Raw genomic sequence first — 18,150 nt, forward strand, 5'->3', positions numbered from 1 at the left:
AGGGCTCGGTGACCCGAATGTAGTGAGCTGGGGTTCGATGGTCGGCACGGGGCGCGAAGCGTTGCGCACTGCCTGGTACATGATCGCCGTGCCGGGCTCGGCGATTGCATTGACCGTGCTCGGACTCAACCTCCTGAGCGACGCGCTGCACACCGCGTTCAATCCGCGGCTGCGAAGAAAACGCGGCGCCGGTGTGGCGCCCGACGTGCAGGCAGTGCGGCTGTAACGGCAGGCGCCACCCAAGCTTCAAAGCGCTCCATGCCGAGGCGGAAGCTTGTCGTTGAGATAGAAGTTCCCGATGGCGTGATACTTCCAGCGCACCGGGTCATGCAGTGTGTGGGTGCGCGCATTGCGCCAGAAGCGGTCGAGACCAAGACCATCGAGCGTCGCCGCGGTACCGGCGAGTTCGAACAGGCGCGAGCCGGCATCGAGTGAAGCAGTGGTGGTCAGCGCACGCGCCTCGGCCACCGCGATGGAAGCTTCCGCCACCGAACGCTCGGTGGGCTCGGCTTGCGCCGCGTCGACTGCGCGCCCGGCTCTTCGCACCAAAGCCTCCGCCGCCCGAAGGCGCACCGCGAGATCTCCCACCTGGGCGATCGTCAGCGGGTCGTCACTGGCACGCGCGACTTTCGCGTCGATCCACGGTCGCGAACGCTCGCGGATGAACGGCAAGCTCGCCTCGAACGCGCCACGCGCCTGACCCAGGTCGATAGCCGCGTGGATGATCTGCGCCAGCGGTCCAATGGTAGTGGGCCGATCGAACGAGGTTTGAAACGGTATGACCCATTCCGGTTGCACCGCCACGTGGTCGAAGCGAACTGAGCCGCTGCCAGTCACCCGCTGGCCGAAGCCATCCCAGTCGTCGGTCACGCTCACGCCCTGCGCTGCACGCGGTACGAATACCAGGTACGTCACGTCACGGCCATCGTCATCCGCCACGACCAGTGTCGGAATCCAGTGCGCATAGAGCGCGCCGGTGCAATAAAATTTCTGGCCGTCGATATGCCAGTCGCCCGGCGCGCGCGTGAGACGCGTGCGACGCTTGAAGTCCTTGTTGCCGATCTCGGCGAGCGCATTGCCAAAGCGTTCACCCGCCAGGACACGCTCGTAAAAGAAGCGCTTTTGTGCGTGGCTGCCGCCCACTCGCAAGACCTCGAGCGCGTAGTAATGGTTTTGCGGAATCTGGCCGAGAGACCCATCGGCTGCGGAGATAATCGCTGTCACTTCTGCCAACACGCCATTGCTTACGTCTGCGCCACCGTATGTACGCGGCACCGTGATGCCCCACAGGCCGCTCAGCACAAAGGCATCGAGCTCGGCCCATGGCAAGCGGCGCTCACGGTCACGCAGCGCCGCATCGGGCGCGAATTGAGCGGCGAGCCGTTTCGCAACATCCAGCGCCTGCGCGTCGTCTTTGACCAGATCGGGTGCGCGAACGGGACGTGGGCTGGGGGTCGGTCCTGCGAGCGCAGCAGCCGTTCTCCCCTCGGATTCGAAAAAAGTCATGGCTTAGTTCCAGGAGTGCCGCGTGGGCAGTACATCGTTGAGATGGTAGTTACCGATCAGATGCGACTTCCAGCGCACCGGATCATGAAGTGTGTGAGTACGGGCATTGCGCCAGTGACGATCGAGGTTATGGGCCGCGCGCGTGGCGGAGGAGCCGGCCAGCTCGAACAGTTTTTCACTCGCCTCGAGCGCAATGCGCGTGGTCAATACCTTGGCTTCAGCCACGGCCACCGAAGCGCGTGCGCTCGACTCTGCGTCAAGTGGGCTTGAAGCGATCGCATCCAGGGTATGGCCGGTCTCGAGCAGGACTTCGCGGGCAGCATGCAAGTCAATTTGCAGGCGGCCGACATCCGCGATGATGTACGGATCATCCACCGCGTGCTCCAGGCCTGAATCAATCCACGGCCGGGCGCGTTCGCGCACGAAAGCGATGGCATCGGCCACCGCCGCTTCCGCGATGCCCTGGTCGATCGCGGCCTGGATCAGTTGTGATATCGGACCGTATAGGCCGGGGCGATCCGCTAGTTGCCAGATTGGGAGCACGTCTTGCGGGTCAATGGCCACGTTATCGAACACCACGCTGCCGCTGGCGGTGGTCCGTTGACCGAACGAACTCCAGTCATCGATCAGACTCAGGCCCGGTGCGTCACGCGGCACCCAGACCTGAACAGCCCGGCCCTCGTCGTCGGTCGCGCGAGTCGGCACGCGATGCGCGAACAGTGCGCCCGTGGAGTAAAACCGCCGGCCGTCCAGGCGCAAACCATCAGGGGTCGTCCGCAGGCGCGTGGTGCCCTGAAGAATGGTCGAAGACTCCGCGGAGCGGCGCTCCGGTCCGGCATTGCCCAGCCGTCGTCCAACCATTACCTCGTTGTACAGGCGCAGCTTCTGAGCGGGTGTGCCGATCTCGCGCAATACACCCAGCACACCGAAATGATTCTGCGGAATCTGCCCCAAGGCAGGATCGGCCGCGCAGAGTATGACGAATACTTCGGCAAGCGTAGCAAGCGACACGTCAGCGCCGCCGTATTCGCGCGGTACCGTGACGGTGCCGAGGCCGCTCTCGGACCAGAGATCGAGCTCAGCCCAAGGGAGCAAGCGTTCTCGATCCCGGCTCGCGGCGCCAGGTGCGAATTGATCGGCGACGCGGCGAGCTGCGTCCAGCGCTTGTGCGTCGCTGGAAATACGCTGCACGCGCTCTGGATCGGGAAGGTTGGGCAAGCGCAATTCAGCGCCTGCGACGGTACGGGTCGACATGAGTGTTCCAGATTGAAAGATTGCTTGCAGGCCTTCGATTTTGGCTATGGCCAATGTCTTCTGCCAATCACCGAAGCGGTGCAATTACCGCAAAGAGGAAGTCCCAAAATGGGTCCTTGTTCTCAATTGGAACAGCGCCGGCGACACGGGCCTACTATCAAAATGGAAATTACTTATCTGCAATCGAGATTAGTTTGGGAGGGGCGGCAACCCGATCAGCCGGCTGACGTTGAGAATGAAAACGCAGGGGATGTCTTTCCCGTCTTGCGCTCTCGCAAACCAGCGCGCCACGAACCTCATATCTTTCGCACGAATCCTTCGTTGCTAACGCTTCACGCGCGCCGTAGCGTTCAGGTTTGCCATCTGTTGTGCCGGTCAACCAGTTGTGCCGTTCAAGCAGCACCGCTGCGTTGACGAAAACGCATTTACAGCGGACGCCAGCACCGCATGTCGGCGCTCTATCCAGAAACTCGAAGGAATCAGCAAGATGTCAGATAGTGGCCCAGAGGATTCGCAGCCGAAGAAAGAATCACGGAATTCAAACGGACGCCGGAATTTCATTGTTGGCGGCGCCCTGGTCGGTGCAGGCGTGATTGGTTATGGTTTGATTCGCACGGCCGGTACGGAAGGTAAAGGTAAAGGGAGCCCGGTTGCGCTCGCATCCTCTTCTTCCGGCGGTACGCCTCGGGTTGGTGGAACCCTGGTCGTCGGCGAGTATCAGGAGCCGACCGTCTATGATCCCAACCATCAATACTCGTGGGAAACCTATCGCGTTGACCGGCATATTTACGAGTCGCTGGTGGGCGAGGATCTCAGTAAGCCATCGTCCGAGGGACCGCCGCCCTTGATTCCGGCGCTGGCTGAAAGCTGGCAGGTGAGCGACGATGCAACCACGTTCACGTTCAAGCTCCGCCACGGCGTGAAGTTTCACGACGGCACGCCGTTCGACGCGCAAGCCGTGGCGTTCAACGTGCGCCGCTTCCACGACAAGAGTTTCGAGTACTACGATGTCAAGGCCAACGCCTTCATGAAAGCCGTGTACGGTGACTTGAAGTCGTTCGACGTAGTGGACGACTACACCGTACGTTACGTCTTCAACCGGCCGTTCCGCGACTTCCCACGGATGTTGCCGCAAGGCAATTACGTGTCGGGAATTTTCAGTCCCGAGGCGCTCAAGACCTGGGGCCAGGACGGTCTTGCCGAACATGCCGCGGGTACAGGACCGTTCAGGCTGGTCACGCGAGTCCATGGGGAAAAAACCGAACTCGCACGCAACGAACAGTACTGGGGGCCGAGTCCCTATGTGGACAAAATTGTTTTCCGGCCCATCACGGACGACTCCACGCGCCTTGCCGCACTCCAGGCAGGCGAGATCGATATCCTTACCCGCACGCCTGCCGACGCGGTTCAACCGCTGTCATCGGGCGGCTATGCGGTGCCGGAGAGCACTGGCGCGGATTTGCTCTATCTTGGCTGGAACTTCAAGAACAAGTTCGTGCAGGACGTGCGTGTCAGGCAGGCAATCATCCAGTCGATCGACCGCGAGGGCCTGGCCAAGACGCTGTTCAAGGGTCACGCCATGGCGGCCTACAGCATTCTCAATCCCGGCAACACGGCTTACGATCCCGCGCAGAAAGACTTCGCCTTCGATCCCGATGCAGCACGCCTCCTCCTGAGCGCCGCAGGCTTCAAGGACGGCGACATCAGCTTCACGATTGCCACTGACGAGGCGAACCAGCCATTCATCGAATGGATCCAGCGCGATCTCGCCAAGGTTGGCATCACCGTGAAGATCCTCTCGCAGGAGTGGCTGACCTATACGTCCAATCTCCCCCACCTCTCCGACGACATCGCGCTTGCCAGCATGGAATGGGGCTTCGTCACGCCGCTATGGCTGCGTATTGTGTACCAGGGGTACGTCGTGGCGCGTGGCGGCAAGGACCTGCTTGGGCCGGAACTGGCGGCAGCGATCGACGTGGCATCGGTCGAAGCCGACGAGGCGAAGGCCATCCCGCTATGGAAAAGCGCGAATGGCTTGTTGCAGAAGCAGGCTGGCGTCGTGCCTCTTCTGACGTTCACCCGTTACTTCGCAACAAGCGCCAAGGTCAGGGGCTTCAACGCGCCGGCACAGAACTGGTACGACCTGAGCCGGGTGTGGCTTACAACATGACACGCACCATCATCAGTCGCCTGGCGCAGGCCGTTCCAGTTTTCCTGACCATCTCGGTGCTGGTGTTTCTCTCGGCACATCTGGCGCCGGGCGACCCGATCTCGAACGCGCTCACGGGGCAAATGCCGCAATCGTCCATCGACGCCCTGCGGCACGAATATGGCTTCGACCGGCCGCTCGTGGCGCAGTATTTCATCTGGCTGTCGCATCTGCTTAGCGGTCACTGGGGTAACTCCATCGTCCTCAAGGTACCGGTCATGGCCATACTGTGGCCAGCCTTCGTCAACACCGCGATCCTCACTGCCGCGGCAACGCTGATCTGCGTGGTGTTCGGTGTTGCGGTGGGCGTCGTGTCCGGTTTGAACTGGGGGTCGAAAGGGGATTCCTGGTCCATGTTCGCGATTCAGATCGGCCATAACATGCCAGTGTTCTGGCTCGGCCTTGTGCTGATGTGGCTGTTCGCGCTCAAGCTTCACTGGCTGCCATCATCCGGCATTGCGGACCTGCGCGGCGACGGCGGCCTGCCCGACCTGCTGCGCCATCTTGTGCTGCCGGCATTTTCGGCAGCACTCATTTCGATGCTGATTCTTGCCCGGCTTGTGAGGGCAAGCGTGATCGATATCGCAGGAGCGGATTACATCCGTACCTATCGCGCTCTGGGATTTTCACGCGCCCGGATTTTGCGGCGTCACATGGGACGCAACCTGCTTAGTCCGGTCATCAACGTGACGGGCTTGCAGATAGGTTATTTGCTAAGCGGCGTGATCCTGGTGGAGAACGTATTCGCGTGGCCCGGCCTGGGTTCGCAACTGTATGTGGCCGCAGCGGGCCGCGACTATCCGATGACACAAGCCGGCGTCATGCTGGTCGCCGCGTGTTTTGTGGGCGTGAATCTTCTGACCGACATCGCCCTCGACCTGCTCAATCCACGTCTTGGCGCTTAATGTCTTCTTGCAATTTTGTATAGGAACCCCTCGATGCCACCGTCAGAACTGGTTCGGGAAAAAGTCTACGCCGAAGCCTGCAGCGCGTGCGAGCGGCTCGCACCTTCACGCCTGAGCGCGGCAGCCACGCGGCTGGCATCGAATGGACTTGCATTGGGCGGCCTGCTCTTCATCCTGCTCGTCTTCGCCGTTTCAGCGGCCGCGCCCTGGCTCGCACCCTATGACCCGAACGCAGCCGATCCTGTTCTGCGCCTCGGCGGCATCGGCACGCCGGGCCATCTGCTTGGCCTGGACGCTCAAGGGCGCGACATGCTAAGCCGTCTGATCTGGGGCGGCAGGACATCGCTTGTCGTAGTGATCCCCGCCGTGTTCGGTGCATGCGTGCTCAGCCTTTTGCTCGGCTTGTACGCAGGCTATTCACGAAGCCGTGTGAGCGCGGTGGTGATGCGTTTTATCGACATCCTGTTCGCCTTTCCGATGATCCTGTTTGCGATCAACCTGGCTACGACTTTCGGTCCGGGCATCATCACGGTGACCGTGACGGTGCTGTTTTGCGCACTGCCCTATGTCACGCGAGTGGTCTATGCCGAGGTGCGGGCCGAGCGCGATAAGGAATACGTAGAGGCGGCACGCGCGCTGGGCGCGTCGTCGTTCGAAATCGTCGCGCGGGAGATCCTGCCCAACGTGATGACGTCGGTGGTGGTGTATGGCACGACCTTGATCGGAGGAATGATCGTGTTCCTCGCGGGCCTGAGTTTTCTCGGGCTTGGCGTACAGCCGCCCACGGCTGACTGGGGTCGCATGGTCGGCGAAGGCGCCCGGGTAATGCTGCTCGGCGGCGGTCATGTCGCCACCCTGCCTGCGTTGGTGATCGTCGCATTCGCACTCGCGTTCAACTGGTTCGGGGACGGATTGCGCGACGTGCTCGATCCTCGCGATTAACCCGGTCTTGCTCCATGCACCTACCCTCAACGCCCCGGCGGAGATCCCTGTGTCATTGCTGAAGATTGAACAACTCAAGGTGGATTTCACTGGACGACACGGGCTTGAAAGCGCCGTGCGCGGTATCGACCTCCACATTGAAGCGGGCGAAATCGTTGCGCTGGTCGGCGAATCCGGGTCAGGCAAGAGCGTCACGGCTGCGGCCATTGCCGGCTTGCTGCCGCGCGAGGCAAGCGTGCACGGGACCATATCGTTTGAAGGCAGCGCACTACTGGGCAAACCTGAGTCCGCACTCGAGCAGATCCGCGGCAACGGCATTGCGATGGTATTTCAGGACCCGCTCAGCTCACTCGATCCGTCGTTCAGGGTAGGCGCGCAGCTTCAGGAGGTGGCGCGGCATCGACGGAATATCGGCCAGGCTGAATCGCTCGAACACGCGGCAACATGGCTTCAGCGCGTGGGTATCGTCGATACAAAACGGGTCTTGCGCGCGTGGCCGCATGAACTGAGCGGTGGCATGCGGCAACGCGTGATGATCGCCATGGCGGCGATGGGCCGGCCACGTTTGCTGATCGCCGACGAACCGACTACCGCACTCGACGCCACGCTTCAGAAGGACATCCTTGCGCTGCTGAAGAGCCTGAACCGTGAGTTCGGGATGGCCGTTCTGATGATCACACACGACTTCGGCGTGGTGTCGTTCCTGAGCGAGCGCGTCGCTGTGATGAAGGCCGGGCGAATCGTGGAACATGGGCCAACGGAGCAGGTTCTGACAGCGCCGCGCCATGCCTACACGGCGAAACTGATTGCGGCAGTGCCCGAACTGGGCTTGCGGCGCCTGGACCCATCGCCTGCGCGACGGCTGGGTGAGAGCGGTGGCAGGAAAGCGGCGGTATCGGTTATTTCAAACCAACCTGTGTCTGACCCGTTGCTCAAAGTCCAGGGCTTGACCAAGACTTTCGTCATTGAAAAGTCGTGGCTGCGTTCACACGTGCGCACACTCGATGCAGTCAGCGACGTCCATTTCGAGGTCCGCCGCGGCGAGATCTTCGGCCTCATCGGGACCTCCGGTTCCGGCAAATCAACACTGGCACGTCTGGTCGCGCAGTTGCTTGCCTCGACCAGCGGCAGCGTTCAATTTGCGGGTGCGGACCTGGCACAGTTCGATGCCGCCGAGTTGCGGCGTTTCCGCCAGCGGTTTCAGTTCGTGTTCCAGGACAGCACGTCGTCGCTCAATCCGCGCCGTACGATTGGCGAGCAACTTTGCGATCCAGCGCTGCGGCTCGGCGTGGCGCGCAATCAACCTCACGCTTATCAACTCGCCATTGAGGCCATCGAACGAGTAGGGCTGACAGCCCGGCATCTTGAGCGCTTCCCCCACACATTTTCCGGCGGCCAACGGCAGCGGATCGGCATTGCCCGGGCACTGGTCGTGCAGCCCGAGTTCATTGTGCTGGACGAACCGACTTCCGCGCTCGATGTATCGATTCAGGCGGACATTCTCAACCTGTTGCTTGAACTCCGGCAGACACTTGACCTGACCTATCTGTTCATCGCCCACAGCTTGCCGGTGATCGAATTCATGTGCGACCGCGGGGCGGTCATGGAGAGCGGCCGGATCATCGAGACCTTCGATGCCGCCGACCTTCACGCCAACGCACTCCAGCCTTCTACGCGTGCCTTGCTCGATGCCGTGCTGTCCTTACCCTCGCGATCGGGTGAGGCATCAAACACCGGCTCGATCCAGGACGCTTCTACCGCCGAGCTCACGCCATGAAGCGACGCCTGATCTATAACGCGTTCACGCACGTCACGCCCAATCACCACAGTCATGGTTACTGGCGTCACCCCGAGGGCCGTATCCAGCTCGACTACAAGCGGCTTGCGCCCTGGCTCGATCTGGCGCGCACGGTGGAACGCGGCAAGTTCGATACGGTCTTCCTCGCGGACGTAGTGGGTGTCTACGATAAATTCCGCGGCAACGGCGACACATCGATTCGTACAGCGATGCAATTTCCGAGCCTCGACCCCGCCAGTCTTGTGTCGGCGTTGGGCGCGGTGACTGAGCACCTGGGCTTCGCGGTCACCAGTTCCGTCATCCAGGATCATCCCTTCGACTTCGCCCGCAAGATGTCCACGCTCGACCACATGACGGACGGGCGGGTGGCCTGGAACATCGTCACCTCATACCTCGATAACGCTGCCCGCAACCACGGGCAAAGTGCGTTGACGGAACACGACGAACGCTACCGGTGGGCGGAGGAATATGCAGATGTCGCCTACAAGCTGTGGGAGGCAAGCTGGGAAGACGACGCGCTTGTGGCCGACCCTGAGCGAGGCGTGTTCGCCGATCCCGCCAAGGTGCACAAGATTCATCATCGGGGGCAGCGGTACTCGGTCGAAGGCCCGCATCTTTCAGAGCCCTCCCCGCAGCGCACGCCGCTGCTCTTCCAGGCCGGGGGATCGGAAGCCGGGCGTTCGTTTGCTGCCCGCCATGCTGAGGCCACGTTCATCGCCTCTCGCACGCCTGAAAGCGCTGCGCTGACAGCAGCCGATCTGCGCGCACGCGCGCGTGCATTCGGTCGCGACGGCGACGAGCTCAAGATCATTGTTTCTCTCGCACCGGTGATTGGATCAACTGAAGCCGAAGCGCTCGCCCGCCGTCGCGAACTGAAAGAGTGGCTCAGCGTGGAAGCATTGCAGTCATTCTGGAGCGGTGGTCTAGGCGTGGACCTTTCGAACATTGATCCGGCCCGGCCCATTTCGGAACTGCTGCTGACGAACCATGTACGCGGCAACGTCAGGGCTTTTATCGAGGCCGCGCCGGACCATGTCGTCACATTCGGTGATCTGTTGCGACAGACGGTATCCGGCCGTTTTGCAGGCACGCCAGAACAGATTGCCGATGAAGTCCAGCGTTACGCCGACGCCGGTGTGGACGGATTCAACGTGGTGCCGGTGACGACCCTCGGCTGGTGGAGCGAGTTCGTCGATCAAGTGGTGCCCGTGCTGCAAAGCCGCGGCTTGATGCAGACGGATTACGCGCCCGGGACCTTGCGCGAAAAGATTCAGGGACACGGGCCTTACTTGCCCGACCATCATCCGGCGCGGCTAACGCGCGCGGCGGTACGGCCGGTTTCATCGAATCACGCGGCGGCGGTGACCTGAAGCTGCCGTCAACCGCTGCAGGGATCAGACAGCACGCGCCGGATCACGCCAGCGTGTCACGAGATCGACTACGAGCGTGCAGCCCACGAATACACTGGCAGCAAAGACCGTTGTGCCGATCACGACGGGAAAATCGCCATCCAGCGCTGCAGTGATCGCGAGCCGCCCTACTCCGTCAAGCCCGAACATCTGCTCGGTGACAATCGCGCCCCCCATGATCACGGCGAGCTCCAGACCGCCCAGTGTGATGACTGGATTGAGGGCCGCCGGCAACGCATGCCGAAGTAATACCCGCCACTCGGGGACGCCTTTCGCGCGAGCGGTACGCACATAATCCGCGCCGAGAACATTCAGCATGCTCGCGCGAACCACGCGCTGAAACATCCCGACCTCCGCCACTGACAGTGTCAGCCACGGCAGCAGCAAATGACGCGCCCATTGCAGTGGATCGTCGGTGAGCGCCACGTAGCCGCTGCCCGGAAACACATTGATGCTATGCATCGAAAGCTGGAAGTAAAGAAAATACGATAGCAGCATGCCGCTCAGGAATGTTGGTACGGACAGCGCACCGTAGGCAAATCCGGACAGCGTGTGATCGATCCATGAATCGGCTCGACGCGCCGCGAGTACACCGAGCAGGATCGAGACTATCGCCGAAATCACTAGCGCTCCGAGCGAGACGGATAAGGTTACCGGCACCTTAGACAAGATCAGATCAGTGACGCCGGCCTGATGGCGGAATGAATAGCCGAGGGCCGGTGGCCAGTGGGCAAGACCCATCGGTGCTCCCTGGATGTCGGGTCCGCGATACACGTAATACCAAAGCTGCTGATACCAGGGTGTATCGAGCCTGAGAGCGTGGGCGACGGCGTCAATGGTTTGCTGGTCCGCATTGCGCGGCGCCAGCATGACGGCAGGGTTCCGGTAGGCCAGCCGCGTGATAAAAAATGCACTCACCAGCACGATGACAAGCGTGGATAAAGTGCGCGCAAAGAGGCGGGGAAGCGTGCGTATCATGAGCATGGTTCAAAAGTCACAGGTCACGGGTCACAGCCGCTGCGGATCGAGGACGTTTCGAAGACCCGAACTGATCGTATTGAAACCGACTACGGTGATGAACAGCGCAATGCTCGGCCCCAGGAGGAACCACGGCTGGACCTGATACATCGACGAGCGCTGCGCGTCCGCAATCATGTTGCCCCAGCTTGCCGCCGGCGCCTGCACGCCAACGCCGAGAAATGACAAAGTGGCCTCTGCAATGATGTTGTTGGGCAGTTGCACCGCCCAGTACACCAGCACCGAAGGCGCGACATTCGGAAGGATCTCCCTGAAGACGATTCGCCTCCTGCTCGCGCCGGCCACCGCCGCCGCCTCAATGAACGGAAGATGGCGCATGCTCAACACCAGGCCACGCGTCAGCCGTGCGAAATAAGTCCATGAAAAAAACGAAATGACAATGATGACCACGAGCATCGGATTGATGAGGCTCTGACCGTCGGCCCCACGATTGAAAGCAAGCAGACTCAAGGCCGTCACCACAAATGGAAAGGACAGCGCGACATCGATTCCCTGCGAGACCACTCTGTCCGTGATCCCGCCAAAGAAACCCGCAATCAGACCGATCGAGGTGCCTATCACCATGGCCAGCGTAGTCGATGGAATGGCGATGAGCAGGGAAATACGCGCACCATACAACGTTCGCACAAGTACATCCCGGCCATTGTCGTCGGCACCCAGCGGAAAAGCGGCGCTCGGTCCAACAGGCAAACCGGTCTCGGAGAGGGCCACATCGCGGAACTGCTGGGTCGGTCCGTGTCCCAGCCACGCGCTCACCCACGGCGCACCGAGCGCAGCAAGAAGCACCAGAAATACCAGCACCGAACCGATGCGCACTGACGGCTCTCGCCACAGGATTCGTGCGAGCCCCGTACGAATGACGGGCGCCTGCAGGGGCGGCGCTGCAAATAATGCGGGATCAGACATCGGACTCCTCCGGCGCGAACTCGGTCAGGTTGATCGGGGAGCGCATGCGGCCCGGAATGGATGCAACCAGCTTTTTTGTATAGGAATGCTGTGGATTTTTTAGAACTGCTGCAGCCGGCCCCGCTTCCACCACGCGCCCGCCTTCGAGCACAATTAGGCGGTCGCACAGCTCGGCGACCACGCCCAGATCATGGGAAATGAATAGAAACGACACTCGCTCGGTCGCGCGAATCGAACGCAGCAATTCGATGATCTTTCGTTGGGTCGAGCTATCGAGTGCGGAGACAGGTTCGTCCGCGACCACCACGCGTGGCTGCAAGGCAATCGCGCGGCCAATGGCAACGCGCTGGCGCTGACCACCCGAAAGATGGGCAGGAAACCGGTCAAGCAGTTCCACGGGCAGCGCCACTCGCTCCATGAGGCGAGTCACGCGCTCTGCAATCTCGCCTGGGCCCAGCCGGGTGTTATTAACGAACGGTTCACTCAAGATCGAGCGTACTCGTTGTCGCGGATTGAGCGTGCCATAGGGGTCCTGGAAGATCACCTGGACCGCCGCGCGCAAGCTTCGCGACACCTTCAGCGGCCCGGTTCCCGGGACGGCATAGCGCTGCGCCTCGAGTGTCACCGAGCCGGAATCCGGCCGGTCGAGCGCCGCCACTATGCGGCCGATCGTGGACTTGCCTGATCCCGACTCACCGACCAGACCGAGTATTTCGCTCTCATGCAGCGCGAAGGAGACATCGTGGAGTACCGGGACCGGCCGCTTCGCAAACCATCCCGGTTGCGGGAACGAACGCGTGATGCCGTCCACGACCAGCAGCGGCGCGACCGCGGGCACAGGTTGCCGCGTGGGCGAAGCCGGCACCGGTGCATGCCGCGATGCATCCAGTAACTCGCGTGTATAGACGTGAGCGGGTGTCTCCTGCACTTGTGCGGCCGGACCGCTTTCAACCACCACGCCATGCCGCATCACGGCGATGTCATCGGCAATCTCGGATACAACCGCCAGGTCATGACTGACGAACACCAGCGCCGTGCCGTGACGCTGCTGCAAGCGCTTGAGCAAGCGCAGGATGGACGCTTGTACGGTGACGTCGAGCGCAGTGGTGGGTTCGTCGGCAATGATCACCGCCGGGTTCATCGCAATAGCGATGGCGATCATCACGCGCTGGCGCATCCCGCCCGAGAACTGATGCGGATAGTCATGCAGGCGCCGGGCAGGCTCCTTGATACCGACCTCGTCGAGCAGCTCGATCGCGCGTGCCCGCAGCGCAGCGCGGCTCATGCGCCGGTGCACGCTGATGGCTTCGGCAATCTGGCGCCCCACCGTCTTCAACGGATGCAGGTTGCTTGACGGGTCTTGAAACACATAGCCGATCCCCGCGCCACGCAGCGCGCGCAACCGGCTTTCGGACAGACCCAGGATCTCGCGCTGCTGAAACAACACGCTGCCCTGCACCGACGCTCCGGGCGGCAACAAGCCTGTTGCCGCAAGCAGTGCGACGCTCTTGCCCGAGCCGGACTCGCCGACAATCGCCAGTGTCCGGCCCGCGCCCACCGCGAACGAGACGCCATGCACGACCTCGCTCCGGCGCGCACCGGCGCCAAAGCTGACGACTAGATCCCTGACTCCGAATGCCGCCATGATGATCGCCGGGTTTTACTGACGCACTGCGATATTCGTGATGTCCGCCTGCACGGCAAGCGACGACCACACCCAGTTCGTCAGCCGGTCCGACGTGATCGCGACCCTGCGCTTCTCGAACAACGGAATCCACGGCAAGTCAGCCGATACGACGCGGTCTGCTTCGGCCCAGATGGGTTCGGGATTGTCCGAGGGGAACGCTTTCGCCGCGAGGCCGTTCAGCACCAGATTGCTGTAGCAGATCGCATAGTTGTTTCCCTTGCCGCAGGGGGACGCGTCAGAGTCGAGCCAGCCGCCCAGCAGCATGCGTGTGCTGGGTCCTTGCCAGTCAGGTGCAAACTGCGCCAGCGCGAGGTCATAGCGGCTCTTGGCGTCCTGCAGGTAAGCGAGGAATTGCGTAGGCGGGACCGGTATCAGGTTCAACTTGATACCTGACGCCGCGAGGTCCTCTTTCAACGTTACCGCGATAGTCGAAAACTGGGCGTTGGACCGGTAAGCTAGGTCGAAAGCGATACCGTCCGGGTAACCCGCCTGTGCAAGAAGCTGTTTCGCCTTCGCTGGATCGCCGCGGCTGCCCGCAGTCGAATAAGGGTCGAGCGGGCGATGACCAAGCGTTGTCGACGTGATGATCTGGCCCAACGGCACCGCCGCAATCGGACCGCCTTGCGCTTGCACGATGTGCGCCTTATTGACCGCATAAGCCAGCGCCTGACGGGTTGCCAGTTTGCGCAATGCGGCGGCCCCGGGACTCACGGCTTCCGGCCGTGCGTTGATCACGATGAAGTTGGCCGCCCCACTATTCGACGCATGCAGATAAGGGCTTTTCTGCGCCTCGAAGCGGCGGATGGTAGCGAGCGGCGGCACGTCCAGGTAGAGCGAAAGATCCGCATCGCCAGCCTGGATTTTCTGCACGACGGCGTCTTCACTATTGGTCGTGAAGTCGAGCACGATCTGATCGACGTAGGCTTTGCGAGCCGGATCAAGCGCATGGTTGTAGTTCGGGACTTTCTTCAGGACGAGCTTCTGTCCGCTTACGTAGGAATCCACGACGTAGGGTCCGCTCGATGGAAAATTCTTGCGGAAGTCCTGCGAGTCGGGGAAATAGCGCGACGCCACCTCTTCCGGCAGCGGGGTCACGAAGTTCATCGACAGGATGTTGAGAAAATCGTAGTTGCGCGTGTCCGAGCGCAGGACAAGCGTGTGGTCATCGGGGGCGGAAACGCCCGCGATCTCATGCGTGTCGATGAATTTTTTGCTTGCCGCAAGATCGCCCGAAGGCACTTTTGCAAAGTCCTTGCAGTAGCCTGCGAACCCGGCGAATGCGAGGTTGAAGTAGTTGACCGCCGCAACCTGCTTGTTCGGATCGCAGAAGCGCTTGATTGCGTAGACGAAGTCCCCGGCGACGATCGGCCGGTTCGTCGGACCCGAATATGTCACGCCCTGGTGCAGGTGAAACGTATAGGTCTTTCCGTCCGGGCTGACATCCCATGACTGCGCGAGGTCGGGGACCAGCTTGGTGTCGTCCTTCAGGTTGGTCGCCGAACCCGGGTAAGTGACGAGTTGCCGTGTTACCGCACGCAGGACTTCCCACGAATCGGTGCTGTAACCGGTCAGTGGATCGAATGCGTCAATGTCCGGTTGCAGCGATGCGAGGCGTAAAGTCCCGCCCGGCTTCGGCGTGTCGGTATTGGTATTGTTAGCGTCAGCGGCAAGGGCGACGGCCGGGCTTGTCAACGCAGCAATGAGCAACGGCAGAAGAACCCGGCTGGCACCGGGGAGAGATAACGTCATAAACAAACCTTTCAGAAAGTGTGTGGTTTTATAGGGTTGCGCTCGCCATGGAGCACGAGAGTCTGTCTGAATAGGGTCAAAAGTGCGTACCGCAAAACGGCGCGGCATCGGTGGCAAAGAGCTGATCCAGAGCAGCCACTGCGCTGACTGATCGCGCTTGCGCACGACCTGACTGCACCAGTTGCCACCAGCGAGCCCCGCCCAGATAAACTGCTGCCAGTGCGGCGATATCGGCTGTCACATCCGGTTTCCGATCGCTTGGCGCTGCACCGTTCGCGGTGATCTGAAAGCGCCCGGTGTTCTCTGGCAGCAGAGGGTCGATCACTTCGATGACCAAGCTTGCGTCACCTGAATAGCGCCGCGCATCCAGGGCGATGCGGGTATCGACAATACGAAGCCAGGTTTCATCGCGCAGATCCGTTGCCTTCGAATGCCGGTAGTCTTCGAGCAGCCATGGCAGCAGATCGTCCGTTGGACGAGCCGTCAGTACGACCTTATGCACCAGGTCGAGCGACAGCACATACCCAATCAAAGCGGCATACGTTTCGGATGACGAAGCAATTAGATCGTCAACCACGATTGTTCGTTGCCGTTCGGCAAACCAGTTGGCGCTCGGGACCGCGTGATAACGCACGTATCCTTCTTCCCCGCGAACGGCAACGTGCGAAAGCGTAGGTGCGCCCTGCTGCCGCATTTCCTGTAGACGCCACCAATAAGCGCCACGGTCGATCGCCCCTGCGCGTTCCGGCAAAAGCGAGCGGTACAGCACGGCCATGCGATGCCACGCGTTATCCGGGTCGATGAGTTGCACCGAACCGCGCTCCACGCCGACGTGCAAACGCGCATTGACCGCGTCCACTTCGATGGTCGCCGCCGAGCTCGCGACTGCGTAGCCAAACCTTCCATAGATACTCGCCGATGCCGCGCGCAGCGAGACGAGCGCCTCGCCACGCTGGCGGGCATCTTTGAGTTGCCGGACCAGCAGCGCCTTGGCCACGCCCTGGCGTGTGTGCCCGGGCAACACGCCGACATGCGTGACTGCCGCGTGCGGCACGCGATTGCCTCCGGGCACGGTAATCGTCCCTGCATACGAATCCGTGGTCCCGATCAGGCGATCGGCTTCGAATGCGCCGTACGTGCGCCCCGCGTTGTTCAACCGGTTCAGTTCCACTGCTCGATCGCGTGGCAGCACCGGCAATCCGATCATCGCCGTGCGGAATACCTTCGTTGCCGCGAGCAGCTCCTCATCTCCGTTCAGGGCGCGCACGTGCGGCCCGTTTATCAGGCCATTCATGAGCGCACGCCGTCGATGCGCTGACGGCTTGCAGGATGATCGGCCGGCACACGCGCGGAGCCGCTCTCGAACAATCTTTCGCGCAAGGTCCCGTCGCGGCGTTCACGCAGCCGCCCGCGCCTATCCAGCTCCGGCACTGCGTACCGTACGAAATCAGCGAAACTGCCCGGGCTGAGGATATGGATCAGGTTGATACCATCGGTATCGGTTGCTTCGAGCCAGCGCTCGATCCCGTCCGCGACCGTCACGGGTCCACCGACGATTGTCTTGCTGCGCCCGAAACCGTTGGCCGGCGCAAGCGCTTCGCGCAACGTCCATTCGCGGCCACCCTCCGGATCGTCGAACATGCGCAGCAACGACCGGTTCGAATCCGTGTCCTGATACTTCAGCGGGGAATCGAGTGGCTGGCTCGAAAAGTCGATGCCGGTACTTGCCGAATAATGCGCAATGGCGCCTTCGACATTGAAAAACGACCGGTATTCGTGCAGCTTGTCCTGCGCGGCACGATCGTTCTCGTCAACAACCACGGCAACACCGCTGATGAACTTGATGGCGTCGGGACTACGACCATGGCTGAGCGCCGCTGCCTTGATCTGAGCGACGTTGCGACGGATGCCCGCCGCATCCGCGCCGGCGACGAATACCACTTCCGCATGTTTGCCGGCGAAGTCCTGACCGCGCGGCGAACCGCCGGCCTGAAACAGGACTGGCACACGCTGCGGGCTGGGCGCCGACAAATGCGCGCCCGGTACGTCGAAGTATTTGCCGTGGTGACGAATGGCGCGGACCTTGGCCGGGTCGGTGTAAAGCCCCTCGGGAAACGCTGCATGGCTACTGTCCCGGACCACGGCACCGTCCTGCCACGAGTGTTCCCAGAGCTTATAGACGACATCGAGAAACTCGTCGGCAATTTCATAGCGCTCATCGTGCGGAACCTGGCGTTCGAGGCCAAGATTACGCGCTGCGCTATCCAGTTGCGAGGTCACGACGTTCCAGGCAATCCGGCCCTTCGTGAGATGGTCGAGCGTGGTGAATTTGCGCGCCAGAAGATACGGTTGTTCATAGGTTGTCGACACGGTGACGCCAAAACCAAGATGCCGGGTAGTGGCGGCCATTGCGGACACCAGGAGCAAGGGGTCATTGACAGGCGACTGGGTGCCCGTGCGCAGCGATGCATCCGCGCTCCCGGCATGTACGTCCAGGAGGCCTAACGCATCGGCAATGAACAGGTTGTCGAAGCGCCCCTCCTCCAGCAGCTTTGCCAGCTCGATCCAGTAGTCAATATCGGTGTAGCGATACGCTTGATCGTCGGGATGGCGCCAAAGTCCGTAGTTGAGATGCGAGACGGTGTTCATGGTGAACCCGCTCAATATGATTGGTTTGCTGGACACGTTCGCGATGAGGAATAAGACCGGTAAGGCTGAGCCACTCGATATCGTTCAGCGAGTTGTTC

General features: G+C 61.5%; 13 protein-coding genes and 1 pseudogene. 6 read left to right on the top strand and 8 right to left on the bottom strand.

The genetic code is table 11. The annotated features are described in order from the left end of the window. Positions 1 to 226, top strand: a pseudogene (locus EOS_RS15715) (ABC transporter permease); the annotation flags it as partial. A gap of 20 nt (positions 227 to 246) precedes the next feature. On the opposite strand, the gene EOS_RS15720 reads toward EOS_RS15715, so the two are convergent. Together EOS_RS15720 and EOS_RS15725 are read right to left on the bottom strand one after the other, a co-directional pair. Further along, on the bottom strand, positions 247 to 1,506 hold the full coding sequence (locus tag EOS_RS15720) for an SfnB family sulfur acquisition oxidoreductase (protein WP_047847595.1): 1,260 nt from the start codon (positions 1,504 to 1,506) through the stop codon (positions 247 to 249). 3 nt (positions 1,507 to 1,509) lie between these two features. Next, positions 1,510 to 2,760, bottom strand: a complete 1,251-nt coding sequence (locus tag EOS_RS15725; RefSeq protein WP_047847596.1) for an SfnB family sulfur acquisition oxidoreductase — start codon at positions 2,758 to 2,760, stop codon at positions 1,510 to 1,512. A 487-nt stretch (positions 2,761 to 3,247) separates the two neighbouring features. Between EOS_RS15725 and EOS_RS15730 the strand changes: the two genes are divergently transcribed. From EOS_RS15730 to EOS_RS15750, 5 genes are read left to right on the top strand one after another with little or no spacing between them, the layout of a single operon-like run. After that, positions 3,248 to 4,930: an ABC transporter substrate-binding protein gene (locus tag EOS_RS15730; protein ID WP_082163368.1), complete on the top strand. Its 1,683-nt coding sequence runs from the start codon at positions 3,248 to 3,250 to the stop codon at positions 4,928 to 4,930. Next, positions 4,927 to 5,874, top strand: coding sequence for an ABC transporter permease (locus EOS_RS15735; RefSeq protein ID WP_047847597.1), 948 nt, complete (start codon positions 4,927 to 4,929; stop codon positions 5,872 to 5,874). Before EOS_RS15730 ends, EOS_RS15735 begins: the two co-directional genes overlap by 4 nt. A gap of 33 nt (positions 5,875 to 5,907) precedes the next feature. Further along, complete coding sequence (locus EOS_RS15740) at positions 5,908 to 6,816, top strand: ABC transporter permease (RefSeq protein ID WP_082163369.1); 909 nt, start codon at positions 5,908 to 5,910, stop codon at positions 6,814 to 6,816. A gap of 49 nt (positions 6,817 to 6,865) precedes the next feature. Then, positions 6,866 to 8,593: a dipeptide ABC transporter ATP-binding protein gene (locus tag EOS_RS15745; protein WP_047847598.1), complete on the top strand. Its 1,728-nt coding sequence runs from the start codon at positions 6,866 to 6,868 to the stop codon at positions 8,591 to 8,593. Next, positions 8,590 to 9,984, top strand: a complete 1,395-nt coding sequence (locus EOS_RS15750; protein ID WP_047847599.1) for an LLM class flavin-dependent oxidoreductase — start codon at positions 8,590 to 8,592, stop codon at positions 9,982 to 9,984. Before EOS_RS15745 ends, EOS_RS15750 begins: the two co-directional genes overlap by 4 nt. Positions 9,985 to 10,008: 24 nt before the next feature. On the opposite strand, the gene EOS_RS15755 is transcribed toward EOS_RS15750, so the two are convergent. The 6 genes from EOS_RS15755 to EOS_RS15780 form a co-directional block, all read right to left on the bottom strand. Beyond that, the gene (locus tag EOS_RS15755; RefSeq protein ID WP_047847633.1) at positions 10,009 to 11,001 is read right to left on the bottom strand and encodes an ABC transporter permease; all 993 of its coding nucleotides are present in this window, start codon (positions 10,999 to 11,001) and stop codon (positions 10,009 to 10,011) included. Positions 11,002 to 11,031: 30 nt separating this feature from the next. Then, positions 11,032 to 11,967 (bottom strand): ABC transporter permease, encoded by a 936-nt coding sequence (locus EOS_RS15760; protein ID WP_047847600.1) that lies wholly within the window; start codon positions 11,965 to 11,967, stop codon positions 11,032 to 11,034. Next, on the bottom strand, positions 11,960 to 13,612 hold the full coding sequence (locus EOS_RS15765) for a dipeptide ABC transporter ATP-binding protein (RefSeq protein ID WP_047847601.1): 1,653 nt from the start codon (positions 13,610 to 13,612) through the stop codon (positions 11,960 to 11,962). The genes EOS_RS15760 and EOS_RS15765 overlap by 8 nt, the downstream gene beginning before the upstream one ends. A gap of 15 nt (positions 13,613 to 13,627) precedes the next feature. Beyond that, entirely contained in the window at positions 13,628 to 15,403 is a 1,776-nt protein-coding gene (locus tag EOS_RS15770) for an ABC transporter substrate-binding protein (protein ID WP_075645340.1), read from the bottom strand. 76 nt (positions 15,404 to 15,479) lie between these two features. Beyond that, positions 15,480 to 16,697, bottom strand: coding sequence for a GNAT family N-acetyltransferase (locus EOS_RS15775; protein WP_047847602.1), 1,218 nt, complete (start codon positions 16,695 to 16,697; stop codon positions 15,480 to 15,482). After that, complete coding sequence (locus EOS_RS15780) at positions 16,694 to 18,052, bottom strand: LLM class flavin-dependent oxidoreductase (protein WP_235442831.1); 1,359 nt, start codon at positions 18,050 to 18,052, stop codon at positions 16,694 to 16,696. Before EOS_RS15780 ends, EOS_RS15775 begins: the two co-directional genes overlap by 4 nt. Positions 18,053 to 18,150 lie beyond the last annotated feature (98 nt).

Source organism: Caballeronia mineralivorans PML1(12) (assembly GCF_001028175.1).
Lineage (GTDB): Bacteria > Pseudomonadota > Gammaproteobacteria > Burkholderiales > Burkholderiaceae > Caballeronia > Caballeronia mineralivorans.

Coding starts and splice junctions, on each gene's coding strand:
- EOS_RS15780 (WP_235442831.1), bottom strand. CDS start 18,052: ATGAACACCGTCTCGCATCTCAACTACGGACTTTGGCGCCATCCCGAC.
- EOS_RS15775 (WP_047847602.1), bottom strand. CDS start 16,697: ATGAATGGCCTGATAAACGGGCCGCACGTGCGCGCCCTGAACGGAGAT.
- EOS_RS15740 (WP_082163369.1), top strand. CDS start 5,908: ATGCCACCGTCAGAACTGGTTCGGGAAAAAGTCTACGCCGAAGCCTGC.
- EOS_RS15765 (WP_047847601.1), bottom strand. CDS start 13,612: ATGGCGGCATTCGGAGTCAGGGATCTAGTCGTCAGCTTTGGCGCCGGT.
- EOS_RS15755 (WP_047847633.1), bottom strand. CDS start 11,001: ATGATACGCACGCTTCCCCGCCTCTTTGCGCGCACTTTATCCACGCTT.
- EOS_RS15720 (WP_047847595.1), bottom strand. CDS start 1,506: ATGACTTTTTTCGAATCCGAGGGGAGAACGGCTGCTGCGCTCGCAGGA.
- EOS_RS15760 (WP_047847600.1), bottom strand. CDS start 11,967: ATGTCTGATCCCGCATTATTTGCAGCGCCGCCCCTGCAGGCGCCCGTC.
- EOS_RS15750 (WP_047847599.1), top strand. CDS start 8,590: ATGAAGCGACGCCTGATCTATAACGCGTTCACGCACGTCACGCCCAAT.
- EOS_RS15770 (WP_075645340.1), bottom strand. CDS start 15,403: ATGACGTTATCTCTCCCCGGTGCCAGCCGGGTTCTTCTGCCGTTGCTC.
- EOS_RS15730 (WP_082163368.1), top strand. CDS start 3,248: ATGTCAGATAGTGGCCCAGAGGATTCGCAGCCGAAGAAAGAATCACGG.
- EOS_RS15725 (WP_047847596.1), bottom strand. CDS start 2,760: ATGTCGACCCGTACCGTCGCAGGCGCTGAATTGCGCTTGCCCAACCTT.
- EOS_RS15735 (WP_047847597.1), top strand. CDS start 4,927: ATGACACGCACCATCATCAGTCGCCTGGCGCAGGCCGTTCCAGTTTTC.